Source organism: Dactylosporangium sp. CA-152071 (assembly GCF_050936335.1).
GTDB lineage: Bacteria > Actinomycetota > Actinomycetes > Mycobacteriales > Micromonosporaceae > Dactylosporangium > Dactylosporangium maewongense.
In genome coordinates this window covers 3,703,568-3,728,513 of record NZ_JBNJMZ010000001.1, presented here as the reverse complement: position 1 = coordinate 3,728,513, position 24,946 = coordinate 3,703,568, and the positions used below count along the sequence as shown (strand labels likewise).

At 71.9% G+C, this 24,946-nt stretch carries 22 protein-coding genes; 9 read left to right on the top strand and 13 right to left on the bottom strand.

Annotation, left to right across the window (positions count from 1 at the left end; translation table 11 throughout):
- Positions 1 to 132 precede the first annotated feature (132 nt).
- Positions 133 to 498 carry a peptidoglycan-binding domain-containing protein gene (locus ACQEVZ_RS16560; protein WP_433367274.1) on the top strand — a complete coding sequence of 122 codons (366 nt, stop codon included), beginning with the start codon at positions 133 to 135 and terminating at the stop codon, positions 496 to 498.
- 94 nt (positions 499 to 592) lie between these two features.
- Here ACQEVZ_RS16560 and acnA read toward each other — a convergent pair whose 3' ends face one another.
- Complete coding sequence (acnA, locus tag ACQEVZ_RS16555) at positions 593 to 3,361, bottom strand: aconitate hydratase AcnA (protein ID WP_433367271.1); 2,769 nt, start codon at positions 3,359 to 3,361, stop codon at positions 593 to 595.
- Positions 3,362 to 3,505: 144 nt separating this feature from the next.
- Here acnA and ACQEVZ_RS16550 point away from each other — a divergent pair, with 144 nt between their 5' ends.
- Positions 3,506 to 3,865: a VOC family protein gene (locus ACQEVZ_RS16550; RefSeq protein ID WP_344502960.1), complete on the top strand. Its 360-nt coding sequence runs from the start codon at positions 3,506 to 3,508 to the stop codon at positions 3,863 to 3,865.
- 43 nt (positions 3,866 to 3,908) lie between these two features.
- On the opposite strand, the gene ACQEVZ_RS16545 is transcribed toward ACQEVZ_RS16550, so the two are convergent.
- The 6 genes from ACQEVZ_RS16545 to asnB form a co-directional block, all read right to left on the bottom strand.
- Complete coding sequence (locus ACQEVZ_RS16545; protein WP_344502959.1) at positions 3,909 to 4,283, bottom strand: hypothetical protein; 375 nt, start codon at positions 4,281 to 4,283, stop codon at positions 3,909 to 3,911.
- A gap of 116 nt (positions 4,284 to 4,399) precedes the next feature.
- Positions 4,400 to 4,927: a YbhB/YbcL family Raf kinase inhibitor-like protein gene (locus tag ACQEVZ_RS16540; protein ID WP_344502957.1), complete on the bottom strand. Its 528-nt coding sequence runs from the start codon at positions 4,925 to 4,927 to the stop codon at positions 4,400 to 4,402.
- 62 nt (positions 4,928 to 4,989) lie between these two features.
- Positions 4,990 to 5,718 carry a hypothetical protein gene (locus tag ACQEVZ_RS16535; RefSeq protein WP_344502956.1) on the bottom strand — a complete coding sequence of 243 codons (729 nt, stop codon included), beginning with the start codon at positions 5,716 to 5,718 and terminating at the stop codon, positions 4,990 to 4,992.
- Positions 5,719 to 6,079: 361 nt separating this feature from the next.
- The gene (locus ACQEVZ_RS16530; RefSeq protein WP_433367265.1) at positions 6,080 to 7,006 is read right to left on the bottom strand and encodes a carbohydrate kinase family protein; all 927 of its coding nucleotides are present in this window, start codon (positions 7,004 to 7,006) and stop codon (positions 6,080 to 6,082) included.
- A gap of 12 nt (positions 7,007 to 7,018) precedes the next feature.
- Positions 7,019 to 8,221, bottom strand: coding sequence for an AAA family ATPase (locus tag ACQEVZ_RS16525; protein ID WP_433367262.1), 1,203 nt, complete (start codon positions 8,219 to 8,221; stop codon positions 7,019 to 7,021).
- Between the two features lie 54 nt (positions 8,222 to 8,275).
- Positions 8,276 to 10,234, bottom strand: a complete 1,959-nt coding sequence (gene asnB / locus ACQEVZ_RS16520; RefSeq protein ID WP_344502953.1) for an asparagine synthase (glutamine-hydrolyzing) — start codon at positions 10,232 to 10,234, stop codon at positions 8,276 to 8,278.
- 87 nt (positions 10,235 to 10,321) lie between these two features.
- Here asnB and ACQEVZ_RS16515 point away from each other — a divergent pair, with 87 nt between their 5' ends.
- Positions 10,322 to 11,764: an aminopeptidase P family protein gene (locus ACQEVZ_RS16515; RefSeq protein ID WP_344502952.1), complete on the top strand. Its 1,443-nt coding sequence runs from the start codon at positions 10,322 to 10,324 to the stop codon at positions 11,762 to 11,764.
- On the opposite strand, the gene ACQEVZ_RS16510 is transcribed toward ACQEVZ_RS16515, so the two are convergent.
- Positions 11,761 to 12,243, bottom strand: coding sequence for a cupin domain-containing protein (locus tag ACQEVZ_RS16510; RefSeq protein ID WP_344502951.1), 483 nt, complete (start codon positions 12,241 to 12,243; stop codon positions 11,761 to 11,763). The genes ACQEVZ_RS16515 and ACQEVZ_RS16510 overlap by 4 nt on opposite strands.
- Positions 12,244 to 12,303: 60 nt before the next feature.
- Between ACQEVZ_RS16510 and trmB the strand changes: the two genes are divergently transcribed.
- Together trmB and ACQEVZ_RS16500 are read left to right on the top strand one after the other, a co-directional pair.
- Entirely contained in the window at positions 12,304 to 12,951 is a 648-nt protein-coding gene (gene trmB, locus ACQEVZ_RS16505) for a tRNA (guanosine(46)-N7)-methyltransferase TrmB (RefSeq protein WP_433367257.1), read from the top strand.
- Positions 12,948 to 15,464 (top strand): DEAD/DEAH box helicase, encoded by a 2,517-nt coding sequence (locus tag ACQEVZ_RS16500; protein ID WP_363407055.1) that lies wholly within the window; start codon positions 12,948 to 12,950, stop codon positions 15,462 to 15,464. Before trmB ends, ACQEVZ_RS16500 begins: the two co-directional genes overlap by 4 nt.
- On the opposite strand, the gene ACQEVZ_RS16495 is transcribed toward ACQEVZ_RS16500, so the two are convergent.
- On the bottom strand, positions 15,461 to 16,504 hold the full coding sequence (locus ACQEVZ_RS16495; RefSeq protein ID WP_433367253.1) for an alpha/beta fold hydrolase: 1,044 nt from the start codon (positions 16,502 to 16,504) through the stop codon (positions 15,461 to 15,463). The two genes, ACQEVZ_RS16500 and ACQEVZ_RS16495, sit on opposite strands and share 4 nt — an antisense overlap.
- 83 nt (positions 16,505 to 16,587) lie before the next feature.
- Between ACQEVZ_RS16495 and ACQEVZ_RS16490 the strand changes: the two genes are divergently transcribed.
- Together ACQEVZ_RS16490 and ACQEVZ_RS16485 are read left to right on the top strand one after the other, a co-directional pair.
- On the top strand, positions 16,588 to 17,166 hold the full coding sequence (locus ACQEVZ_RS16490) for a TetR/AcrR family transcriptional regulator (RefSeq protein ID WP_433367250.1): 579 nt from the start codon (positions 16,588 to 16,590) through the stop codon (positions 17,164 to 17,166).
- Between the two features lie 28 nt (positions 17,167 to 17,194).
- Positions 17,195 to 19,384 (top strand): catalase, encoded by a 2,190-nt coding sequence (locus ACQEVZ_RS16485; protein ID WP_433367247.1) that lies wholly within the window; start codon positions 17,195 to 17,197, stop codon positions 19,382 to 19,384.
- 87 nt (positions 19,385 to 19,471) lie between these two features.
- Here ACQEVZ_RS16485 and ACQEVZ_RS16480 read toward each other — a convergent pair whose 3' ends face one another.
- A complete protein-coding gene (locus ACQEVZ_RS16480; RefSeq protein ID WP_344502945.1) occupies positions 19,472 to 19,873 on the bottom strand; it encodes a thioesterase family protein in 402 nt (133 codons plus the stop codon).
- Positions 19,874 to 19,910: 37 nt separating this feature from the next.
- On the opposite strand from ACQEVZ_RS16480, the gene ACQEVZ_RS16475 reads away from it, so the two are divergent.
- Positions 19,911 to 20,642 carry an SIR2 family NAD-dependent protein deacylase gene (locus tag ACQEVZ_RS16475; RefSeq protein WP_433367244.1) on the top strand — a complete coding sequence of 244 codons (732 nt, stop codon included), beginning with the start codon at positions 19,911 to 19,913 and terminating at the stop codon, positions 20,640 to 20,642.
- 423 nt (positions 20,643 to 21,065) lie between these two features.
- Here the strand turns inward: ACQEVZ_RS16475 and ACQEVZ_RS16470 are convergent, their stop codons facing one another.
- The 3 genes from ACQEVZ_RS16470 to ACQEVZ_RS16460 are packed head-to-tail and all read right to left on the bottom strand — an operon-like array spanning position 21,066 to position 23,553.
- On the bottom strand, positions 21,066 to 22,877 hold the full coding sequence (locus ACQEVZ_RS16470; RefSeq protein ID WP_433367241.1) for a PH domain-containing protein: 1,812 nt from the start codon (positions 22,875 to 22,877) through the stop codon (positions 21,066 to 21,068).
- Positions 22,874 to 23,350, bottom strand: coding sequence for a PH domain-containing protein (locus ACQEVZ_RS16465; protein ID WP_433367238.1), 477 nt, complete (start codon positions 23,348 to 23,350; stop codon positions 22,874 to 22,876). Before ACQEVZ_RS16465 ends, ACQEVZ_RS16470 begins: the two co-directional genes overlap by 4 nt.
- The gene (locus ACQEVZ_RS16460; protein WP_354888058.1) at positions 23,347 to 23,553 is read right to left on the bottom strand and encodes an acetone carboxylase; all 207 of its coding nucleotides are present in this window, start codon (positions 23,551 to 23,553) and stop codon (positions 23,347 to 23,349) included. The genes ACQEVZ_RS16465 and ACQEVZ_RS16460 overlap by 4 nt, the downstream gene beginning before the upstream one ends.
- Positions 23,554 to 23,840: 287 nt before the next feature.
- On the opposite strand from ACQEVZ_RS16460, the gene ACQEVZ_RS16455 reads away from it, so the two are divergent.
- Complete coding sequence (locus ACQEVZ_RS16455) at positions 23,841 to 24,944, top strand: AAA family ATPase (RefSeq protein WP_433367235.1); 1,104 nt, start codon at positions 23,841 to 23,843, stop codon at positions 24,942 to 24,944.
- Positions 24,945 to 24,946 lie beyond the last annotated feature (2 nt).

The following is a 24,946-nucleotide window of genomic DNA, read 5'->3' as shown; positions in this document are numbered from 1 at the left end:
CGGAATCGGCCGGTTTGTCTGCGCGGGCGGTAGTGGCCGATCCAGGCAGCGACAATGCTGGATGTGAATATCAACGTTCGTCAACGAGTTGCGTCGCTGGCAGCGGCGCTGGTCATCGGGGCCGCCGGGAGCGTGGTGCTGCTCGCGGAGCCAGCGGCTGCGGCGGTGCCGGTGTGCACGAGCTACGTCCGGACCTCGATCTACCGGCCCTCCTCCTCGACGGGTGACTACCGGTGCTGGATGCAGCGTGGTCACCGGACCGACGGAGTCATCATCCTGCAGGAGGCGATCCGCGTCTGCTACGGCGCGTGGCTCAGGTCGATCGGATTCCCTCAGGAGGTCAAATCCGACGGGGACTTCGGGCCGATCACGGAGGATGCGCTGCGCCGAATCCAGAAGCTCGAAGGCGCCGCCGTCGACGGCGTGTTCGGGATCGATACGTCGTATCGGATGCTGTGGTTCAACGGGCGGGACGCGAACTGCCGCCACGTGTACTGACGATCGAGGCGACGCCCCGGTGCGATCGCAGCGAGGGCAAGAGGACGGGCCGGTCACCGTGGTGGTGGCCGGCCCGTCGCGTTGGAGCCTCTGGTTACGCCTCGATCATCTTGCGGAGGACGTACTGGAGGATGCCGCCGTGGCGGTAGTAGTCCGCCTCGCCGGGGGTGTCGATGCGGACGACGGCGTCGAACTCGGTGCCGGTGTCGGTGGTGACCTTGACGGTGCGGGGGGTGGTGCCGTCGTTGAGCTGTTCGACGCCGGTGACCGTGAAGGTCTCGGTGCCGGTGAGGCCCAGGGACTCGGCGTTCTGGCCCTGCGGGTACTGCAGCGGCAGGACGCCCATGCCGATGAGGTTGGAGCGGTGGATGCGCTCGTAGCTCTCGGCGATGACGGTGCGGACGCCCAGCAGGGCGGTGCCCTTCGCGGCCCAGTCGCGGGACGAGCCGGAGCCGTACTCCTTGCCGGCGAGGATCACCAGCGGCGTGCCCGACGAAGCGTACGCGACGGAGGCGTCGTAGATGGTCGTCTGCTCACCGGTGAGGTGGTTGACGGTGACGCCGCCCTCGGTGCCGGGGGCGAGCTGGTTGCGCAGGCGGATGTTCGCGAACGTGCCGCGGATCATCACCTCGTGGTTGCCGCGCCGGGAGCCGTACGAGTTGAAGTCCTTGCGGTCCACATCGTGCGCGGCGAGGTACTTGCCGGCGGGGGAGTCGGCCTTGATCGAGCCGGCGGGGGAGATGTGGTCGGTGGTGACCGAGTCGCCGAGCTTCGCCAGGACCCGGGCGCCGCTGATGTCGGAGACCGGGGCCGGCGAGGTGGCCATGCCCTCGAAGTACGGGGGCTTCCGCACGTACGTCGACTCGGCGTCCCACTCGAACGTGGAGCCGGTCGGCGTGGGCAGCGACTGCCACTGCTCGTCGCCGGCGAACACGTCGGCGTAGCGGGAGTTGTACAGGTCGCTGCCGATCGCCGCGGCGATGGTGTCCTCGACCTCCTTCGGCGTGGGCCAGATGTCGCGGAGGTACACCGGCTGGCCGTCGGAGCCGGTGCCGAGCGGCTCGCTGGTGAGGTCCAGGTCCATGGTGCCGGCGAGGGCGTACGCGACGACGAGCGGCGGCGACGCGAGGTAGTTCATCTTCACGTCGGGGTTGATGCGGCCCTCGAAGTTGCGGTTGCCGGACAGCACCGACACGACGCTGAGGTCGTGCTCGTTGACGGCGGCGCTCACCGCCTCGGGCAGCGGGCCGGAGTTGCCGATGCAGGTCGTGCAGCCGTACCCGACGAGGTTGAAGCCGAGCTTGTCGAGGTACGCGGTGAGCCCCGCCCGCTCGTAGTAGTCGGTGACGACCTTCGAGCCGGGCGCCAGGGTGGTCTTCACCCACGGCTTGACGGTGAGGCCCCGCTCGACGGCGTTGCGGGCCAGGAGGCCGGCGCCGATCATGACCTGCGGGTTGGACGTGTTGGTGCAGGAGGTGATCGCGGCGATGACGACGGCGCCGTGGTCGAGCTCGAAGTCGCCGACCTTCACCGGCTTCGACTGGCGCCCGTTGGCGCCGCGGGCGGCCGAGACGAGGTCGTGCGGCTTGTCGCCGTTGGTCTGCAGGTGGTTGGCGGGCGGGTCGCTGGCCGGGAAGGACTCGGCGCTCGCCTCGTCGGCCGGGCCCTCGATGCCACCGTCGGCGACGTAGTCACCCAGTACACCTCGGAACAACGGCTTGGCGCTCTTCAGCGGCACCCGGTCCTGGGGCCGCTTCGGGCCCGCGAGGGAGGGCTCGATGGTGGACAGGTCCAGCTCGAGACGCTCGGAGTAGTCCGGCTCGGCGGCCGGGTCGTGCCAGAGGCCCTGCTCCTTGGCGTACGCCTCGACGAGCGCGACCTGGGCCTCGTCGCGGCCGGTGAGGCGCAGGTACTTGATCGTCTCGTCGTCGATCGGGAAGATCGCGACGGTCGAGCCGTACTCCGGGCTCATGTTGCCGATCGTGGCGCGGTTGGCGAGCGGGACGGCGCTGACGCCGGGGCCGTAGAACTCGACGAACTTGCCGACGACGCCGTGCTTGCGCAGCTTTTCGGTGATGACGAGCACCAGGTCGGTGGCGGTGCAGCCCTCGGGGAGCTCGCCGCTGAGCTTGAAGCCCACGACCCGCGGGATCAGCATCGACACGGGCTGGCCGAGCATCGCGGCCTCCGCCTCGATACCGCCGACGCCCCAGCCGACGACGCCCAGGCCGTTGACCATCGTGGTGTGCGAGTCGGTGCCGACGACCGTGTCCGGGTAGGCCTGGCCCTTGCGGGGCATGACGACCGGCGCCAGGTACTCGATGTTGACCTGGTGCACGATGCCGGTGCCCGGGGGCACGACCTTGAACTCGTTGAACGCGGTCTGGCCCCAGCGCAGGAACTGGTAGCGCTCCTTGTTGCGCCCGTACTCCAGCTCGACGTTGCGCTCGAAGGCGTCCGGCCGGCCGAACAGGTCGGCGATGACCGAGTGGTCGATGACCAGCTCGGCGGGGGCGAGCGGGTTCACGCGGGTCGGGTCGCCGCCGAGCTCGACGACGGCCTCGCGCATGGTGGCCAGGTCGACGACGCACGGGACGCCGGTGAAGTCCTGCATCAGTACCCGGGCGGGGGTGAACTGGATCTCCACGCTGGGCTCGGCGGTGGCGTCCCAGCCGCCGAGCGCACGGATGTGCTCGGCGGTGATGTTGGCGCCGTCCTCGGTGCGCAGCAGGTTCTCAAGGAGGATCTTCAGGCTGTAGGGCAGGCGCTCGGCGCCCTCGACCTTGTCGACCTTGAAGATCTCGTAGCTGGCGTCACCGACGCTCAGCTGGCTCTTGGCTCCGAACGTGTCGAGGCTCGCCACGGCGTTGCTCCCTTAAGTCATCAGGCGGGTGTCTCACGGCAAGTCTTCCGCAAGTGGGACGCCCAGTCGTCGTCAACCGTCGTCCAGCAAGAAAACCGTACGTCCGTCTTGTTAAACCCGCAAGCGTGTACCAAGCTGTGAAACATGATTCACCACGCCCAACTCGCCTGCCCGGCGGGCTCCGAGGCGGTGTCGATCGCCTTCTACGGTGACCTGCTCGGCCTCGCCGTGGTGCCGAAACCGCCGGCGCTCGCCGGAAGGGGTGGCTGCTGGTTCCGCGGGCACGGCATCGAGCTGCACCTGGGGGTGGAGACACCGTTCACGCCGGCGCGCAAGGCCCACCCCGGGCTGCTCTGGCCCGACCTGCCGGCGCTCGCCGCGCGGCTGTCCGCGGCCGGCCACCAGGTGACGTGGAGCGACGAGCTGCCTGGGTACCGGCGGTTCCACACCTTCGACCCGCACGGCAACCGGTTGGAGTTCTTGCAGCCGGTTGTCGCCTTGTAGATCGTTCAGATCTCCTGTTCAGATATCTTGCTCAGAACTCGTTTCAGAGGTCGACGGTCCATGCGCCGGCGTGCTGCCGGAAGCCGGCCTGGCGCAGCAGGTCGTGCCCGTTCGGGGGGAACTCGGCGGCGAGCCGCTCCGCCTCACCCGCGCGCAGCGCGTCGACGAGCCCCTGCAGGACCTGCACCGCGAGGTCGCGCCGTCCCGGCGGCGCGGCGAGACGGATCAGCTTGACCGTGGCCCCGTCGGGGCGGACGGCGGCGAGCGCGGCGGCGGGCTGCTCGTCGTCGCAGATCGGATCGACCAGCTCCCACCACTGCACCCCGGACGTGGCCGGCGTGCCCCAGTGGGCGGTGATGCGCCGGGTCACGGCGAGGCGGTGTGCCGGCACGCGCCGGACAAGGAGCAGGGGATCCACCCGACCACTGTGTGGGATCGGTCTTGCAGGACCCTTGCCTTCGCTTTGCCACGTGGCGCGGGCGTCCTCGTGTACCGCCCGCGTGCTTGTGGGCACGCGGGCGGTGTCACCTTGCGTCAGAACCCGAACTCGGACACCAGCACGGCCCGGGCGATCGTGTGCGCGACCACGTTGAACCCGACGACGTTCGCCGCCGCGTCGGCGCCGATCTCCAGGGCGTCCACGTCCAGGGCGTGCACCGCGAAGAAGTACCGGTGCGGCGCGTCCTTCGGCGGCGGCGCCGCACCGCCGAAGTCCCGGGTGCCGTAGTCGTTGCGGGCGTGGATCGCCTCGTCCGGCAGGCCGTCCTTGTCACCCGTGCCGGCACCCGTCGGCAGCTCGGTCGCGTCCGCCGGCAGGTTGTACACGATCCAGTGCCAGAACCCGCCGCCTGTCGGCGCGTCCGGGTCGTAGCAGGTCAGCGCGAAGCTCTTCGTCCCGGCCGGGAACCCCGACCAGCTCAGGTGGGGCGAGGTGTTGCCACGCTCGTAGACCTGCGCGTCGGGCAGCGTGCCGCCGTCGGTGAGGTCCTCGCTGGTCAACGCGAACGCCGGCACCGCCGGCAGGAAGTCGTACGGCGACGGGGGGCGGGGTCGGTCGGTCATGCGCACTCTCCTAGTGCTGGGATGGCTCCTAACCAGATCCTCTTACCCAACGACCAGCGGGCTCAAGTGACGCCGGTCAGCCTCGCGTACTCCGCCTCGGTCCCGATCGCCGCCCGCCGGTCCGGATGCTCCACGTAGTGCTCGACCACCGATCCGAGGAACACCGGCTCGACCGCCAGCAGCTCCAGCGGCACCAGCAACCAGCCCGGCTCATGCCGCCCCGGCCGCCGGATGCTGAGCGCCAGCTTCGGGCTGCGCACGGTGAGCGGCAGTGGTCGCTGCGGCACCTGTACGAGGTCGTCCCAGCGGACCCGCCGGCTGCCACCCGCGCGGATCGTGAGCCCGTCGGGGCTGAAGACGATCCGCGGCCCTCGCAGCAACGGCACCGCGGCCAGCCCGATGAGCAGCACGGCGACCGCGTTCAACGTGACCCGCAGCTCGACCGGTGCGCTCGGGTCGCTCTCCAGGAACAACGTGCCGAGCAGCGCCCACGCCATCGCCGCCCGCCCGGACCAGACCGGAGACCCCGGCACGACGAACGCGTCCCCACGCACCCGCAACGCCGCGGGCGGCGGCTGCATCACCGGCCGCAGCACGATCCCGAACCCCACGAACGCCCCGCTGAGCAGCACGACCGGCGCCAGCAGCAACGTCACCGCCAGCCACGTCGGCGTGCGCGCCTCGGTCACCCCGAACTCGTACCCGACCCGCAGCCCCACCAGCGCCAACGCGACTACCCCAGCCGCGATCCTGCTCCCACGCACATAGCGGCCGAGCTGCTCCGACGTCACACCGGCCAGTGTACGAACAACCGCATCGGCCGACATGAGTAACATTGGGCGACGCGGTCATCGCGCTGCGAAACCACGATTTGGCCGCCTGCGTGCGATGCGGGCGGCCTTGGCGTGGGCTGTCGAAGGGGGCGACGGTCGTGTCCAGCGCCCGCTGCCGTGGGCGGCGAAGCCCGTGGTGCCGGCCATCCCCGCGCCGTCATCACGGACAGGACCTTCCATCGCCGTCCTGCGGTCCGCAAGCCCGGGGAGCGCCGTGCTGCGGGCCACAAGACCGCGGAACGGCAATTGCCGCGCGGAACGACAAGGCCATGGGGCGACGGCCTGCGGCACGAGTTCGCGGGAACGCTGAACGGGTGGGTTACAGGGGCAGGGTGGGGAAGCGGGCCTGCAGGGCGGCCACGGTGGGCATCGAGACCGCGCCGCCGCGGGATTCGCAGACCAGGGCGGCGACGTGGACCGCGACGCGGGTGAGGTCCGCCCAGCCGTCGAGGGTGGTGGGGAGGCCCTTGGTGAGGATGCCCCAGGACAGGGCGGCCATGGTGGCGTCGCCCGCGCCGGTGGCGTCGACGGCGGTGACGGTGGGGGCGGGGACGCGGACGGTGGCGGCGGCGTGGGCGACGAGGGCGCCCTCCGCGCCGTTGGTCACCACGACCGCGCCGGCGCCCAGGTCGAGCAGGCGGCCGGCGGCGTGCTCGGGGGACTCGCCCCACAGGGCGGCGGCGTCGGCGGAGCTGAGCTTGACCAGGTCGGCGGTCGCGGCGAACTCGGCCACCACGTCGGGGTCGACGCCGACGACCGGGCGGACGTTGGGGTCGAAGACGCGGATCGGGCCGGGGGTGGCCCAGGCCGATCGGGCGGCGGCCAGGACGGGCGGGCTGAGCAGGCACATCGAGCCGCAGTACAGCAGCCCGGCGGAGCCGACGAGGGCGGTCGACAGGTCGGCGGGGGACAGGAGGGCGTAGGAGGGCGGGTCGCCGTAGAAGCGGAAGGTCGGTTCGATGCCGCGGAAGGTGGTCACGGCGAAGGTGGTGGCGACGCCGGGGACGGTGGCCACGCCGCGGGTGCCGACGCCGGTGGCGGTGAGGAAGTCGACGATGCGGGTGGCCCAGGGGTCGTCGCCGACGGAGCCCGCGAACTCGCTGGCGGCGCCCAGGCGGGCGATGCCGACGGCGACGTTGAGCGGGGCCCCGCCGATGGCGGGGTGGTAGACGATCTGGCCGTCGTCGGTGGTGGACTCCAGCAGGTCGACCAGGGCTTCACCGATGACCACCGCATGTCCCGTCATCGCGCCAGTACATCATTTCGGCTGACGTGCCAGCCAGAGTTCGCGGGCGAGGTCACCGGGGCCGAGCTGGGTGGCGGAGGGGGCGCGGCTGAGGACGGTGGCGCCGTCGGAGTCCTTGGCGACGTACCAGATCTGCTCCGGATCCAGGACGGGCAGGCCGTCGCTGCCGGGGCCGAACGGGGTGCGTGCGGTGAAGACCAGCTGCGCCCTGGCCGGGTTGAGGTCGCGGTCGCGGAGCAGTCGGAGCGCCTCGGCGGCGAGGTCGGGGTGCACGGCGGCGTCCAGGTCGTCGACGAGCAGGACACCGCCGCGTTCCAGCATCGGCAACAGGGCGGCGAGCAGGTCGAGCCAGGCGATGGTGCCGTCGGACTCGGCCCAGCCGCCGAGGGGGACCGAGCCGGAGCGGCCGGCGTGGACGAGGCGGAGCAGGTCGCGCTCGACGCCGACGACGCCGAGGTCCGCGTGGCTGACCAGGAGCGTCAGCTGCTCGCTCCACCGGTCGGAGAGGTGGGCCAGGCCGCCGGCGAGCCGGGTGCCGGGGGCGAGGCGGACGGTCCGGATGCCGAACAGCCACGCGGCGATCGGGGCGAGCCACGGATGCTCCACGTCGGCGCCGAGTGACAGCAGCGTGACGGCGGACGGGCAGGCGGCGGCGAGGTGGTCGAGGCGGGCCTCGGGCAGGCAGCGGATGCCGGTGCGGTCCCGCTCGAACCAGACCCGCCGCCGGTCGCGGTCCGTGGCGTGCAGCCATTCGCCGGCGATCTCGTCGCGCTTGTAGGCGCAGCCGTAGACGTACCGGACGCCGTCGAGCAGGAACTCGATCTCGAACCGGGTCGGCAGCAGCCGGGCGGCCGGGTCGAGCTGGAAGGGCTCGAAGCGTTGCGTGGCGTCGTGGACGTCGCTGCCGGACACGGCGAGGGACCGCATCGTGGACAGGGCGCGCAGGATGGTCGACTTGCCGGCGGCGGTCGGGCCGAACACCCCGCACAGCGGCGACACGCGGAGCGCCCCGGCGGTGTTGTCCGAGGACGAGGATCCGGCGGTACGTGAGGAGCCGGCGGAACCTTGAGCGACGGACGAGTGCGAAGGGCCAGGAGCACCAGAACAGCCGGAGCGCAGCGGCACGCCGAAGCCGCCGTCGGGGCCCGAGAGCAGTGTCAGCTCTTGGATGTCACGGACCGAGCGGGAGTTCTGGAGCCTGAACTTGAGCAGCATCAAGTACCGACGCTAAGCGCCTGCCAGCACGGCGAACAGTGTGCCGCGTAAAGATCACCAGGGATCTAACCCCAGGCCGTCGGCGACGGAGTGCGACACCGCCGTGGGGATCACGGGCTTGACGGTCTCCGTGACGAACACGGCGTGCCACATGCAGAAGACCAGCACCGTCCAGATCTTGCGGGAGTGGTCGGCCTCCTTCTTGCGGTGCGCCTTCAGCAGGCCGCGCACCACGTCGAGGTCGATGAGGTCGCCGGCGCCCGACGAGTCGAGCAGGCCGTGCGCCCAGTCGTGCATCTCGGTGCGCAGCCACGGCCGGATCGGCACCGGGAAGCCGAGCTTCGCGCGGTTGACGATCGGGTCCGGCACGACCCCGGCCAGGGCCCGGCGCAGCGCCGCCTTCGTCACCGGCGACTGGGTGCGCGAGCGCGGTGGCACCTTCAGGTCGCTCGGCAGCGTCGAGGCGACCTCGAACACGGCCCGGTCCAGGAAGGGCGTGCGCAGCTGCAACCCGTGCGCCATCGTCATGCGGTCGGCCTTGACCAGGATGTCGCCGCGCAGCCACGTGTACAGGTCGATGTACTGCATCGTGGTGACGTCGTCGAGGGCGCTGGCCTCCTTGAAGACCGGCGCGGTGACGTCGGTGTGCCTGATGTCCGCCGTGTAGTGCCGCAGCAGCGCCGCCTTCTCCTCCTCGGTGAAGACCCGCGCGTTGCCGTAGTAGCGCTCCTCGATCGGCGTGGTGCCGCGCTCCAGGAAGCTCTTGCCCTTCACGCCCTGCGGGATCACCCGCGACACCGCCCGCAGCCCGCGCTGCATGGTGTCGGGCAGGTGGCTGACGCCGGCGAGGGACAACGGCTCCCGGTAGATCGGGTAGCCGCCGAAGAGCTCGTCGGCGCCGTCGCCGCCGAGGACCACGGTGACGTCCCGGGCGGCGCGCTCCGCGAGCAGGAACAGCGGGACGAGCGCCGGGTCGGCGACCGGGTCGTCGAGGTGCCAGACGATCCGCGGCAGCGCCCGCATCAGGTCCGCCGGGCCGACCTCCAGCGGCACGTTGGGCACCCCGAGCGCGCGGGCGGACTGCGCCGCCACCTCCAGCTCGGAGAACTGCGCTATGTCGTACCCAACCGTATATGTTCGGATCGCCGGGTCGACCTCGGCGGCGAGCGCCACCAGGGCCGTCGAGTCGATGCCGCTGGACAGGAAGGCGCCCACCGGCACGTCGGCCCGCAGGTGCGCCTGGACGCTGTCGCGCAGCGCCGAGGTGATCCGCCGGACCAGGCCGTCCTCGTCGCCGGTCGGGGTGGGGCGCAGGTCCAGCTGGCCGTAGCGGCGGTTCGCGAGGGGGCCGCCGGGCGTGTAGACGAACGACTCGCCCGCACCCAGCCGCCGGATGTCGGGATGCAGGGTGGACGGCTCCGGCACGTACTGCATCGTCAGGTAGTGCTGCAGGTTGGCCGGGTCGACCAGGCGCCGGCGCTCCTCGGCGACGAAGGGCAGCAGGGCCTTGCGTTCGGACGCGAGGTAGACGCCGTCGTCGGTCGTCAGCTGGTACAGCGGGCGGATGCCATACGGGTCGCGCGCGCCGAAGGCGCGCCTCGCCGAACCGTCCCAGATGACGAACGCGAACATGCCGCGCAGCCGGCTGACCGCGCTCGGCCCCCAGTGGTGGTACGCGGCGAGGATGACCTCGGCCTCCGACTCGGTGGCGAAGTCGGCGCCCCGGTCCTCGACCAGCTCCGCGCGCAGCTCGTCGGCGTTGTGGACCGCGCCGTCGAAGACGATGAGGTACCGCCCGCGGGTCACGCCCATCGGCGGGAACGACATCGGCTGCCGCCCGCCGGTGAGGTCCCGCACGGCGAGCCGGTCGGCCCCGAACACCACGTCGTCGGTCACGACCACGTTGGTGTCGTCAGGTCCGCGGTGGCGCAGCAGCTCCAGCGCGTCGACGACCGCGTCCCGGTGCGCCGCCGCCCGCCCACGGGCACTGACGAAGGTGAGCAGCCCAGCCATCCCGTCCCTCCGCTCGTTCAGGAGAAAGTCTCGCACGCGGTACCGTCGCAGGAGGAGCACGAATTCGCAGCGATAGGACAGGCGGAGATGGACGAGAACGCGGGTGGCCAGTCGCACGATCCGGATTTCCCGGACCGGTTCATCGAGTTCATGCGCACCGGCTGGCGCGACTCGACCCTCGACGTGTCGCCCCGGCCGGAGGCGCCGGACCACGCCAAGCGCCGCGCCGAGCTGTCCGCGGCCTTCCCCGGTGAGACGATCGTCATCCCGACCGGCGTCGACAAGGTGCGCTCCAACGACACGTACCACCCGTTCCGCCCCGGCACCGACCACGCGTGGCTGACCGGCGAGCACGACCCCGACGCGGTCCTCGTGCTGCACCCCACCGGCGGCGGGCACGACGCGATCCTCTACGTGCGCCCCCGCTCGCCCCGCGACACCGACGAGTTCTTCCGCGACCGCAACCACGGCGAGCTGTGGATCGGCCGCCGGCACACCCTCGCGGAGAAGGCGACCGAGCTGCAGCTGCAGACCGCGCACCTGGACAGGCTCGCCGCCGCGCTCGACGACGCCGCGCCCGGGCGCACCCGGGTGCTGCGGGGGTTCGACCCCACGGTCGACGGGGCCGTCCGGTCGGCGAATCCGGCCCGTGACGCCGAGCTGGCCACGGTGCTGGCGGAGCTCCGCCTCGTGAAGGACGCATGGGAGATCGAGCAGCTGCAGGACGCGATCGACGCGACGACCCGCGGCTTCGAGGACGTCGCCCGCATCCTGCCCGCCGACCGCCCGGTCAGCGAGCGGCTCATCGACGGCGTCTTCAACCTGCGCGCCCGCCACGACGGCAACGCCGTCGGCTACGGCTCCATCGTCGGCAACGGCGCCCACGCCGCGATCCTGCACTGGACCCGCAACGACGGCCGGACCCGCCCGGGCGACCTGCTGCTCATGGACATGGGCGTGGAGAACCGCAACCTGTACACCGCCGACGTCACGCGCACCGTCCCGGTGAACGGCACGTTCACCCCGTTGCAGCGCCAGATCTACGACCTGGTCTTCCGCTCCCAGCAGGCCGGCATCGACGTGATCCGGGCCGGCACCAGGTTCGACGACGTGCACCAGGCCTGCATGCGGGTCCTCGCCGAGGGCCTCGCCGACCTGGGCATCCTGCCGGTCAGCGTCGACGAGGCGATGGACCCGGCGTGCATCTTCTACCGGCGCTGGACGCTGCACGGGTTCGGGCACATGCTCGGCCTGGACGTCCACGACTGCGGCGAGGCCCGCAAGGAGCGCTACCGCGAGGGTGTCCTCGACGCGGGGTACGTCCTGACCGTCGAGCCGGGCCTGTACTTCCAGCCCGACGACGAGCTCGTCCCCGCCGAGCTGCACGGCATCGGCGTCCGCATCGAGGACGACGTCCTGGTCACCCCGACCGGCGCCGTCGTCATGTCGGAGGCCCTGCCCCGCTCCCCGGACGCCGTCGAGTCGTGGCTCGCCGCCCAGCGCGAGGCAGGACCCCGCCTGCCGGGTTAGTCCAGCCAGAACGTGTCGTGGGCGAGCATGAACTCGTCGCGCTCCAGCGCGCTCAGCGACGACAGGTGCGGGAGGCCCTCGAAGTAGGCCTCCCGCGGCGCGCCGGGGGAGAAGTGCAGCAGCATCGAGGCGGGTTCGCCGGACTCGTTGCGGAACGCGTGGATGCCGCCCTCCGGCACGTGCACCCAGTCGCCGGGCTGCGTGGTGATCCACTCCTTGCCGTCGTAGATGCGGACCGAGCCCGACAGGATGTAGAAGGACTCGGAGATCGAGCGGTGGTAGTGCGGGTCCGGGCCGCTCGGCTGCGGGCCCATCTCCCACCGGTACAGGCCGAACTGCCCGTGCGTCGTCTGGCCGGTGGCCAGGTAGTGCACCGTGTTGCCGTTCGCGTAGGTGAACTCGGGCGGCGTCGCCGCTGGGCGGTAGGTGGCCGACAGCTCGCCGGCCGGCCCGAGGTAGTACGGCGGTGGATAGGACATACGATCACAATACGGCGCACCCGGCGCGACCTCGACGAAGCCAGGTAGGCTGTTGACCCCGTGAAGACCATCGAGCGCGTCCGCAAGCCCATCCGGACATATCACCCGCGCCGGGGGCGGCTCAGTGGTCGGCACTTCGACGCCCTCGACCGCCTCACCACCGCGTACGGGTTCACCCCCGGGGACCGGGTCGACGTCCTGGAGATCGGGTCCGGGATGGGCGAGGCGACCCTCGAGATGGCCGCCGCGGACCCCGGCCGGCGCTACCTGGCGGTCGAGATCCACACGCCGGGCGTGGCGAACCTCCTCGCCAACATCGAGCAGCGCGGCCTGGCGAACCTGAGCGTGGTCAGCGTCGACGCCCTCGACCTGTGCCGGGAGCGCATCGCCGACGGGTCCCTGGACGCGGTGCACGTGTTCTTCCCCGACCCGTGGCCGAAGGCCCGGCACCACAAGCGCCGCCTGATCCAGCCCGCCAACGTCGGGCTCCTGGCCGCGAAGCTGCGCACCGGCGGGCTGCTGCACTGCGCCACCGACGACGCCGGCTACGCGGAGTGGATGCTGGAGACCTTGACGAACGCCGCGAACCTGACCAACCGCCACGACGGCTACGCGCCGCGGCCGTCCCACCGCCCGGTCACGAAGTTCGAGCAGCGCGCCCTGGACGCCGGCCGCGCACCCGCCGACCTGATCTTCGTGAAGTCATGAGCGCCGGACTGGCCGCCAGGGTCCCTAGGGGAGGCGACCCGGACACGGTCTTCGACGCGTTCGCGGAGTGGGCCATGGAGCAGGGCCTGGAGCTGTACCCGCACCAGGAAGAGTCCCTGATGGAGATCGTCTCCGGGGCGAACCTGATCCTGTCCACGCCCACCGGCTCCGGCAAGAGCCTCGTCGCCGCCGGGGCGCACTTCGCCGCCCTCGCCACCGACCGGACCACCTTCTACACCGCGCCGATCAAGGCGCTGGTGTCGGAGAAGTTCTTCGCTCTCGTCGCGATGTTCGGCGCGGAGAACGTCGGCATGCTCACCGGCGACGCGTCCGTCAACGCCGACGCGCCCATCATCTGCTGCACGGCGGAGATCCTCGCCAACATCGCGCTGCGCGACGGCGCGACCGCCGACGTCGGTGTCGTCGTCATGGACGAGTTCCACTTCTACGCCGAGCCCGACCGCGGCTGGGCGTGGCAGGTGCCGCTGATCGAGCTGCCGCAGGCGCAGTTCGTGCTGATGTCGGCGACGCTCGGCGACGTCACCAGGTTCGTCGACGACCTGACGGCGCGCACCGGCCGGCCGACCGCCGTGGTGAAGAACGCCGAACGGCCCGTGCCGCTCATGTTCAGCTACTCGATGGACCCGCTGCACGAGACGATCGAGGAGCTGCTCAGCACGAAGCAGGCGCCGGTCTACATCGTGCACTTCACCCAGGCCGCCGCCCTGGAGCGGGCGCAGGCGCTGATGAGCATCAACGTGTCGACCCGCGCGGAGAAGGACATGATCGCCGAGGCGATCGGCCGGTTCCGGTTCACGGCGGGCTTCGGCAAGACCCTGTCGCGGCTCGTCCGGCACGGGATCGGCGTCCATCACGCCGGGATGCTCCCCAAGTACCGCCGCCTCGTCGAGACCCTCGCCCAGGCCGGGCTGCTGAAGGTCATCTGCGGCACCGACACCCTGGGCGTCGGCATCAACGTGCCGATCCGCACGGTGCTGTTCACCGCGCTGTCCAAGTACGACGGGCAGAAGACGCGGCTGCTGTACGCGCGGGAGTTCCACCAGATCGCCGGCCGGGCCGGCCGCGCCGGGTTCGACACGATCGGCACCGTCGTCGTGCAGGCGCCCGACCACGTCATCGACAACGAGCGGGCCCTGGCGAAGGCCGGCGACGACCCGAAGAAGCGGCGCAAGGTCGTGCGCAAGAAGCCGCCGGAGGGCTCGATCGGCTGGGGCAAGCCCACGTTCGACCGGCTCGTCGACGCCGAACCCGAGCCGCTGCGCTCCAGCTTCCACGTGTCGCACGCGATGCTGCTCAACGTGATCAGCCGCCCCGGCGACGCGTTCGCCGCGATGCGGCACCTGCTGACGCAGAACCACGAGGACGTCCACTCGCAGCGCCGCCTGATCCGCCGGGCGATCGCGATCTACCGGGCGCTGCTCGCCGGCGGCGTGGTCGAGCAGCTCGCCGAGCCCGACGAGGAGGGTCGGCGGGTCCGGCTCACCGTCGACCTGCAGATGGACTTCGCACTCAACCAGCCGCTGTCGCCGTTCGCCCTCGCCGCGATCGAGCTGCTCGACCGGGACGCGCCCGCGTACGCGCTGGACGTGCTGTCGGTGATCGAGTCGACGCTCGACGACCCGCGGCAGATCCTGTCCGCGCAGCAGTTCAAGGCCCGCGGCGAGGCCGTCGCCGCGATGAAGGCCGAGGGCATCGAGTACGAGCAGCGCCTGGAGCTGCTCGACACCGTCACCCACCCGAAGCCCCTCGACGAGCTGCTCGACAACGCGTACAACCTGTACAAGCAGGGCCACCCGTGGGTCGCCGACTACCAGGTCAGCCCGAAGTCGGTGGTCCGCGACATGTACGAGCGGGCCATGACGTTCGTCGAGTACGTCAACTTCTACAGCCTGTCCCGCTCCGAGGGTCTCGTGCTGCGGTACCTGGCGGACGCGTTCAAGGCGCTGCGCCAGACGGTCCCCGAGGACGCCCGGACCGAGGAGCTCACCGACATCATCGAGTGGCTCGGCGAGCTCGTCCGGCAGGTCGACTCCAGCCTCATCGACGAGTGGGAGCGGCTGCGCAACCCGGGGGCCGAGGACGAGAAGCTGGTGCTCGACGACCGCCCGCCGGCCGTCACCCGCAACCTGCGCGCGTTTCGCGTCCTGGTCCGCAACGCGCTCTTCCGGCGGGTCGAGCTGGCCGCGCTGCGCCGCTTCGACGAGCTGGGGGAGCTCGACGGCGAGCACGGGTTCACCGCCGACGACTGGCAGGACGCGATCGAGGACTACTTCGACGAGTACGACTCGCTCGGCGTCGGCCCGGACGCCAGAGGTCCGGCCCTGCTCGTCATCGAGCAGAAGCCGGACCGGTGGTTCGTGCGCCAGATCTTCGACGACCCGGCCGGCGACCGCGACTGGGGCATCACCGCCGAGGTGGATCTCGCCGAGTCCGACGCCACGGGGTTCGCGGCGATCAGGGTCACTGCTGTGGGACCCATGTCGGACGCTTAGGCGTTGGCGTCGACGGCACGAAGTGCCGCCAGGAACTCCTTCGGGTGCGTGAACGCGGCGAAGTGGGACGCGCCGTCGATGAGGACCAGGGACTTCGCCGGGGCGTCGACCTCGGCGAAGTAGTCCACGGCGGGACCGGTCAGGGTGACCACGTCCTGCGCGCCCTGGAACAGGTGGAACGGGATCTCCAGGCGGGTGCCGTCGGCCCGGGCGTCCCAGCGCATGAACTGCTCGAACATGCCGTCCCGGACCGCCGCGAAGCCCTTCAGCCAGGCGACGACGTCCAGCAGTGAGTAGTCGGGCTTGGTCAGCAGCAGCGAGAAGAGCTTCTTCAGGCCGCCGTTGGGGTTGGACGGGTCGGTGCCCATCGACCACTGCATGCGCCGGCCCCAGGCCTTGACGTCCCAGGTGCGCGGGTCGGCGTCCAGCTGCTCGAGTGCCGCCACCCCGCGCTGGTTGCCGGCCTCGCGGAGGCGCTGGAGGGTGTCGGCGCGGCCCTGGCGCTCGTTGTCGAGCATGTTCACGTAGAAGTCGGTGCCGACGTACGCGCTGAACAGGTCGGGCCGCTGCCGGGCCATCGGCAGGCCGACGATGGTGCCCATCGAGCCGGCCATCAGGATCACCTTGTCCTTGCCCAGGTGGGCGCGGACGTGCTCGGCGACCTCGATGCCGTCGGCGACCAGCTGCTCGAAGGTGCCGCTCTCCGGGCCGCTGCGGCGCAGCGTCCGGCCGCAGCCGCGGCGGTCCCAGTGCACGACCGTGAAGTGCTTCTCCCACTCGCGGAGCGCGGCGGTGAACACCGAGTAGGGCGAGCCGGGGCCGCCGTGCACGACGAGCAGCACCGGGTTGGCCCGGTCCTCGCCGCGGATCTGCAGCCACTGCTCGACGCCGCCGATGGTGACGTAGCGACCCTCGACGATGCCGGCGGGGCTGGTGATGCGCGCCTCGGCGGCGCGGCGGTGCTTGAGGACCGCCCGGACGGTGAGGGGGGCGGTGGCGAGGGCGGCAGAGGCGGTGAGGGCGATCAGCATCAGCGTCATGCCGAGAACTGTACACACGTCTCACACAAACGTACAAGAGAGATGTGCAAGACGCTTGTGTCAGACGGCGCTATGCTTCGGGTATGGGCAACAAGGAGAAGCTCCTCGAGGGCGCGCTGGCGTGCCTGCTCGACAAGGGCTACGCACGCACCACCGCACGCGACGTCGCGTCGGCGGCCGGGGTCAGCCTCGCCGCGATCGGATACCACTTCGGCACCACCGACGCGCTGCTCAACGCCGCGCTCGACCAGGCCCTCGAAGCCTGGGGCGCGACCCTGGAGGAAGCCCTGCGCGGCGCCGCCGGCGGGCCCGACGACGACCCCGCCGCCAGGTTCGAGGCCGTCTGGGCGCGGATCATCGCCTCCGTCGAGGCGCAGCCGGCGCTGTGGAAGCTCCAGTTCGAGGTGGTCGCGCAGCTCGCCGTCCTGCCGGAGCTGCACGAGCGCTGGCAGCACTCGCTCGCCGCCGCGCAGGAAGGGCTCGCCGCGCTCTTCGGCGGGAGCCCCGGCACCGGCGCGTTCTATCAGGCGCTGCTCACCGGCGTGGTCGTGCAGCACCTCGTCGCGCCGGGCCGCGGGGTGGACGGCGCGCAGCTGGCGGCGGCGGTGCTGGAGGTGGCGGCGCACCTCCGCGGCGGTGAAGATGTCGCCGAACGCGTGTAAACGGCGCGAACCGCGGTAGCCCGTAGGTATGACCGCTGCGCTGACCACAGACCAGGGCATCCCGGTCGCCGACACCGACAACTCGCTGCGCGCCGGTGCCCGCGGGCCGAGCCTGCTGGAGGACTTCCACCTGCGGGAGAAGCTGATGCGCTTCGACCACGAACGGATCCCGGAGCGGGTCGTCTACGCCCGCGGTGCCGGAGCGCACGGCGTGTTCAAGCTGCACACGCCGCTGGACGACTACACGACGGCGGACTTCCTCACCGACCCGGACGCCGAGACCCCCGTCTTCGTCCGGTTCTCCACGCTGCAGGGCTCCCGCGGCTCCACCGACACGCCCCGCGACGCGCGCGGCTTCGCCACGAAGTTCTACACCCGGCAGGGCAACTTCGACCTCGTCGGCAGCAACATGCCGGTCTTCTTCATCCAGGACGGCATCAAGTTCCCCGACCTGGTGCACGCGCTCAAGCCGGAGCCGCACCACGAGATGCCGCAGGCGTCGTCGGCGCACGACACGTTCTGGGACTTCGTGTCGCTGCAGCCCGAGACGATGCACCACGTGATCTGGCGCATGTCCGATCGGGCGCTGCCTCGCTCGTACCGCATGATGCAGGGCTTCGGCGTGCACACCTTCCGCCTCGTGAACAGCCAGGGGCGCGGCACGTTCGTCAAGTTCCACTGGAGGCCGTCGCTCGGCACCCACTCGCTGGTCTTCGACGAGGCGCAGCGCATCTCCGGCCAGGACCCCGACTTCAACCGCCGCGACCTCTGGGACGCGATCGCGTCCGGGAACTTCCCCTCCTGGGAGCTCGGCGTGCAGCTGTTCTCCGAGTTCGCCCTCGACGACGTCGACCTGCTCGACGCCACCAAGCTCGTCCCCGAGGAGATCGTGCCCGTCACGCCGGTCGGGCGGCTCACGCTCAACCGCAACCCCGACAACTTCTTCGCCGAGACCGAGCAGGTCGCGTTCAACGTCGGCAACATCGTGCCCGGCATCGACTTCACCGACGACCCGCTGCTGCAGGCGCGGCTGTTCTCCTACCTGGACTCGCAGCTCAACCGGCTCGGCGGCCCCAACTTCGCGCAGCTGCCCGTCAACCGGCCGCACGTGCCCGTGCACAACCACCAGCAGGACGGCTCCCACCAGCAGCGGGTGCCGACCAGCCGGGTCACCTACTCGCCCAGCTCCCTCGCCGCCGAGGCGCCCGCCGGTTTCGTCTCGTACCCGGAGACCGTCGACGGGCCGAAGGAACGCAAGCGGAGCGTGACCTTCGCCGACCACTACAGCCAGGCGACCCTGTTCTGGAACAGCATGGCGCCGTGGGAGCGCGCGCACATCGTCGAGGCGTACCGCTTCGAGCTCGGCCGGGTCACCTCGATGGCGATCCGGGTCCGGATGGTCGAGCACCTCAACCGCATCGACCACGACCTGGCGGCGGCGGTCGCATCCGGGATCGGCGTCGAGGAGCCGGTCAGGTCCGTCGCCAACCACGGCCGCTCGTCCGCGTCCCTCAGCCAGGCCGCCGCCGCGCCGGCACCGGTGGCCACCCGCAAGGTCGCGGTCCTCATGGGCGACGGCGTCTCCGCCCGCTGGGTCGCCCGCCTGCGCGACGACCTCACCGCCGAGGGCGTCGTCGTCGACCTGCTCGGCCCGGTCGACGGCACCGTGATGACCGACGACGGCCTGCCCATGGAGGTCACCCGCGCCCTGAGCACCGTGGCCTCCGTGGTGTACGACGCGGTCGCCGTCCCCGACGGGGTGCTCGCGCTGCCCGTGGACGGCCCGGCGGTCCACTTCGTCGCCGAGGCGTACAAGCACGGCAAGCCGATCGCCGCCTCGGGCACCGGCGTGGACGTGCTGCTCCGCGCCCACATCCAGATCCCCGCGGCTGCCTCCCCGGGCGCCGCCTTCGCCGCCCGCTCCGCGGGTCCGTCCGCCGGCGCGTTCAACGTCCCTCGCTCCGCGGGCCCATCCGCCGCCGCCGAGCCCGCGGGCACCGTCTTCGCCGCCCGTTCGACGGGCCCTTCCGCCGGCGCCACCCGCGGCCCACGCTCCGCCGCTCCCGCGGGCGCCTCTTCCGCCGCCCCGTCCTCCACGAGCGTCGCGGACATCGCCGACGTGTCGCTCATCGTCGCCGACGAACCGGCGTCCCGCCTGCTGACGGCGCTGGCCATGCACCGCAACCACGACCGGGACGTGACCTCGATCCCCGCTTAGCGCCGCCGCGCCTCGTCCAAAGGCCCTGTCCACTGGCCCAGGTCTACTGGCCCAGGGCCTTCTCCCTACTGGCCCAGGGCCTTCTCCCTACTGGCCCAGGGCCTTCTCCACGAACCTGTGGCGGTCGACGAGCATGCGCTCGACCCGGCCCTCCGCCACGACCTGGCTGCCGTCGCGGGCGACGACCTCGAACACCAGCTTCCGGCCGTCGGTCTTGGCGAGGCGGGCCTCCACGACGACCTTGCCGCCGATCGGGGTGGCCGCGCGGTGCTCCAGCTCGACCCGCGTGCCGACCGTCGTCCAGCCCGGCGGTAGTCGCCTGACCAGGGCACCGACGCTCGCTGCCTCCGCGAGCGCCAGCACCTTCGGCGTGCCGAGCACCGGCACGTCACCCGACCCCAGCGCCTGCGCCGTGTCGGCGTCGCTGACGATGAGCTCGACCCGGGCGACCGCGCCGACCCAGGGTGCCGCGTCCACTGAGAAACCCATGTGCTCAGCCTAGTGAGTCGCGGCTACAGTCGGGCCGATGCGCAACCTGGCGGCCTGGATCGATGCGGGCTCCGTCGTCGCCCTCACCGGCGCCGGCATCTCCACCGACTCCGGCATCCCCGACTTCCGCGGCCCCGACGGCGTCTGGACCCGCGACCCCGAGGCGATGAAGCTCTCCTCGATCGACCACTACGTGGCCGACCCGCAGGTGCGCCGCCGGGCGTGGCAGGAGCGGCTGCACAACCCCGCGTGGACCGCCGAGCCCAACGCCGCCCACCACGCCCTCGCCGACCTGGAACGCGCGGGGAAGGTCACCGCCGTCATCACGCAGAACATCGACGGCCTGCACCAGCGCGCCGGCGCCTCGAACGTCATCGAACTGCACGGCACGCTCTCCCAGACCGAGTGCCTCACCTGCGCCGAACGCCGCCCGATGCCCGACACCCTGGCCCGCGTCACCGCCGGCGACCCCGACCCCGCCTGCCTCAGCTGCGGCGGCCTGCTGAAGTCGGCGACCATCTCGTTCGGCCAGTCGATGCACCTGCCGACCCTCGAGGCCGCCGCCGAGGCCGCCATGGGCTGCGACGTGCTCCTGGCCATCGGCACGTCACTGACCGTCCACCCGGCCGCCGGCCTCGTCGACGTCGCCCACAAGTCCGGCTCCATGGTCGTCATCATCAACGCGGCCGAAACCCCGTACGACCCCATCGCCCACCTGCTCGTCCGCGACCCGATCGGCGAGGTCCTGCCCCGCCTGGTCGCCGGCTGACCTTCTTCGCGGTCCGACCGGCGAGGCGCTGCCTCACTCGCCCGCCGACCGCCCGGCCGACTCGTCCGTGATGCGTTCGGCGAGGTGCTGCCCGCCCGGTCGCCACTGCCCCGCGCGGCAGTTGGCTGCCGTACCCGCCGCGGACCACGGCTGCGCAGCCGGCGGGGGAGCGGCCGCCGGGTCCGGCCGTGCGGCGATCAGGGGTCCGGCGGTGCGGCGACCGGGTTCGGCGGCGCGGCGGTTGGCTTCGGCGGCGGTGCGGCGATCGGGTTCGGCGGCGGTGCGGCGATCGGGTTCGGCGGCGGTTCGGTGGTCGGGCTCGCACGTGCTCGTCCGTGACCGGTCGGCGAGGTGCTGCCGCGCCTGGTTGCCCACTGGCCGACGCGGTGGGCTGCTGCTGCACCCGCCGCGGGACCGTCGCCGTTACACCTGCGGATGGGGCGCGGCTACAGGTCCCGGCGGCGTGGCGATCGGGTTCGGCGGATCGGCTACCGGACCGGGCGGTGCGGCGGCAGGGCCCTGAGGCGGTGAGGCAATCGGGTCCTGCGACGGTGCGGTGACCGGGTTCGGCGGCGGTGCGGTGACCAGGTGCGGTGGAGCGGCCACCGGACTGGGTAATGCGGCGGCTGAGTCCGGCGGTGGCGCGGTGACCAGGTGCGGTGGAGCGCCCACTGGGCCGGGCGGTGCGGCGGCCGAGCCTTGAGGCGGCGTGGCAATCGAGTCCGGCGGTGCAGCGACCGGGTTCGGTGGCGGAGCAGCGACCGGGTTCGTTGGAGCAGCGACCGGGTTCGTTGGAGCGGCGATCGGGCCGGGCGGTGCGGCGTGCGGGTCCGGCGGCGGTGCGGCGACCTGGTCCGGTGGTGGGGTGGGCGGCTTGTGGAGGGAGACGGCGACGGCGGCGCGGCGGGCGGTGCGGGAGGTGGCCGCGAGGAGGTCGGCGAGGGCGTAGGCGTCGGCGGTGGCCCGGTGGCGGCCGACGGCGTGCAGGCCGCCCGCGGTGTCGACGTGGACCGTCGCGAGGTCCAGGGCGCGTTGCAGCGGGCCCTGGACCACCCTGACGCTCTGCACCCGGGCCAGCGGGACCACCACGAGCTCGCGGGTCAGGACGCCCTCCCGCACGACGACGACCGTGTCGGTGACGCCGATGCCGATCCGGGACCACGCCAGGGGTGCGAGCCACCGGGCCCGGCGGGGTGGGCCGGTGACGGCGACCGCGGCCGCGTCGACGGGCGGCCAGTGGCCGGCGCCGGCCTGCGGCGGCATGGGCGGGGGCTTGGCGGGGCGGGCGTGGACGGCGGCGGTGAGCACGGTGGTGACGACCGCGAGCGTGTCGGCGGTGGACGCGACCGGGACGAGGGTGCCGGTGCGCAGCTGTGCCTCGCCGTGGCCCGCGTAGCCGGCGACGTCGAGGCGGGCGCGGGCCCAGCCGGCGCGGCGCCACAGGAGCGGCCAGGTGACCTTCAGCCCCTGGACGCGGTGCGGCGGGACGGTCTGGCTGCGCTTGTTGAGCAGGCCCTGGCGCAGGCGGAGCGCCGCGGCGTCGGTGCCGATGGTGAAGTCCCACTCGTCGAGGACGCGGCGGACGGGGACCTGGAAGACGCCGAGGAACGCGGTGATCGTGCTCGCCGCGCCGATCAGGGTCCAGGTCGGGTCGAGGGTCGCCTGCCAGGCGACGAACGCCAGGCCGGCGGGGACGGCCAGGGCCTGCGGGGTGAGCAGCTGCGCGAGCAGGAGCCGGCGGTTGGCGACGGCGAAGACGCGCGACTCGCCGGCGCCGGTGTCGGTGGTGGCGACGTGGGTGTGGGGGACGCCGGTGGACAGTCCGATGAGGCGCGCGCGCAGGCCGGCGGCGCCGGCGACGGTCAGGTAGGCCAGGGGCGCCTCGGTCTTGCTGGCGCCGATCACCTCCAGGCGCAGCTCGGCCAGGCCGAAGACGCGGGCGAGCAGGGGCCGGACGACGTCGATCGCCTGCACCCGCTCCAGGGGGATCGTCCTGGTACGGCGTGAGATCAGCCCCTCGTGCACCCGCAGCTCCCGGCCCACGATCTCGTAGCCGGTGACGAGCCAGACGACGGCGGAGACGACGACCGCCGCGACGAGGATCGCGCCCATCGCGGCCAGCCAGTGCACCAGGCCCAGGTCGGACAGGCCGCGCCAGGAGACGGCGGCGGCGGCGAACGCCACCAGCTTCGCCCCCTTCAGCAGCGGCGTCAGCGGATGGAGGCGCTGTCTCACAGGCCCTCTTCGCGGATCTCGCCGAGCGCGGCGAGCCGGTCCCGCAGCCGGGTCGCCTCCGCGGCCTCGAGGCCCGGGACGGTCGCGTCGCTGGCCGCGGCGGCGGTGTGCAGGGTGACGGTGGCCAGGCCGGCGGCGCGCTCCAAGGGGCCGGCGGTGACGTCGACGAACTGCATCCTCGCGTACGGGACGATCGACAGCCGCCGCACGAGCAGCCCGTGCCTGACGAGCAGGTCCTCGGCCCGCTCCGCGTAACCCCAGGCGCGCACCGACCGGCGCACGAACACCGCCCGGAGCCCACCCAGTACCAACGCTGCGAACGACAACAGGAAGAACCAGGGGCTGACGAGCAGCGCCGCGACCGCGCCCGCCACCGCGAAGGCCAGGGTCCAGGCGCTCAGGACGGCGAGGCGCAGCCAGAAATAGCGAGGGGAGATTGATCGCCAGGTAACTTCCAGAGGCGGCGCGGTCACGTGTCGAGCGTATCCGCTGCCACGGGGATGACGTCGCGGAGGAAACCGCGTGCGGTCAGGAAGTCACTCAGCGTCGTGCGGTGGGTGTCACACGCGAGCCAGATCTTGCGGCGGTCGGGCGTGTGCAGCTTCGGGTTGTTCCAGCGCAGCTGCCACTTCGCCTCGGCGCGACAGCCTTTGGCGGAGCAGATGAGGGGATCCACACGGCCAGTCTGCCAGCGGTGGAGCAGAGGATGAGCGCCGGGCGGCCACGGGGGAAGCCGCCCGGCGACGGGGTGAATCGTACCCACTCGGGTACGGGTGGTGTCCAGTCACCCGAGGTGTCCGATCCGAAAATCCCGCCTAATCACTGGTCACTTTTACGATTAATACGTAAAAATCGGTCGCGGGTAGGACTCCCAGAAGCTTCCCAGTGACGTCGGATCGCGTTCGGTTGGTGCGGCGTGCGAGGCTTGGAGTCGTCTGTACGCCAGCAAGCAGTGGAGGACCGGTGACCCAGCCGAGCAACCCCGTCTCGCCGCCAGGTGGGCAGGTCTCGACGCCCGCGCAGGACGCGACCGTGCTGGAACGCGCCCTGTTCGAGGTCAAACGGGTCATCGTCGGCCAGGACCGGATGATCGAGCGGATGTTCGTCTCGCTCCTCGCCCGCGGTCACGTGCTGCTCGAAGGCGTCCCCGGCGTCGCGAAGACCCTGGCCGTGGAGACCCTCGCGCGGGTCGTGGGCGGCACGTTCTCCCGCATCCAGTTCACGCCCGACCTCGTGCCGGCCGACATCGTCGGCACGCGCATCTACCGGCAGTCCAGCGAGAAGTTCGACGTCGAGCTCGGCCCGGTGTTCGTCAACTTCCTGCTCGCCGACGAGATCAACCGCGCGCCCGCGAAGGTGCAGTCCGCGCTGCTGGAGGTCATGGCCGAGCAGCAGGTGTCGGTCGGCGGCGAGACGTACGAGGTGCCGCGGCCGTTCCTCGTCATGGCCACGCAGAACCCGATCGAGCAGGAAGGCGTCTACCCGCTGCCCGAGGCGCAGCGCGACCGCTTCCTGATGAAGATCCAGGTGGGGTACCCCACCGACAGCGAAGAGCGCGAGATCGTCTACCGGGTCAGCGTGAAGACCCCGGAGCCCGTCGCCGTGCTCACCCCGACCGAGCTCATGGCGCTGCAGGACAAGGCCGACGACGTGTTCGTGCACAACGCGCTCGTCGACTATGCCGTGCGGCTGGTCGTGGCGACCCGCTCCCCGGCGGAGCACGGGCTGGCCGATATCGCGCAGCTCATCCAGTACGGTGCGAGCCCCCGCGCCTCGCTCGGCATCGTCCGCGCGTCCCGGGCCCTCGCGCTGCTGCGCGGCCGCGACTACGCGCTGCCGCAGGACGTGCAGGACATCGCGCCCGACATCCTGCGCCACCGGCTCGTGCTGTCCTACGACGCGCTCGCCGACGACATCCCCGCCGACGACATCGTCAAGCGGGTCCTCGCCGCCGTGCCGCCGCCGACCGTCGCGCCGCGCCAGCAGGCCGGCCCGGGCGCCCCCGGAGGCCACGGCGGACCCGGCGGACCCGTCCCCACCACGATCACCACCTGGCCCGGCCGTTGAAA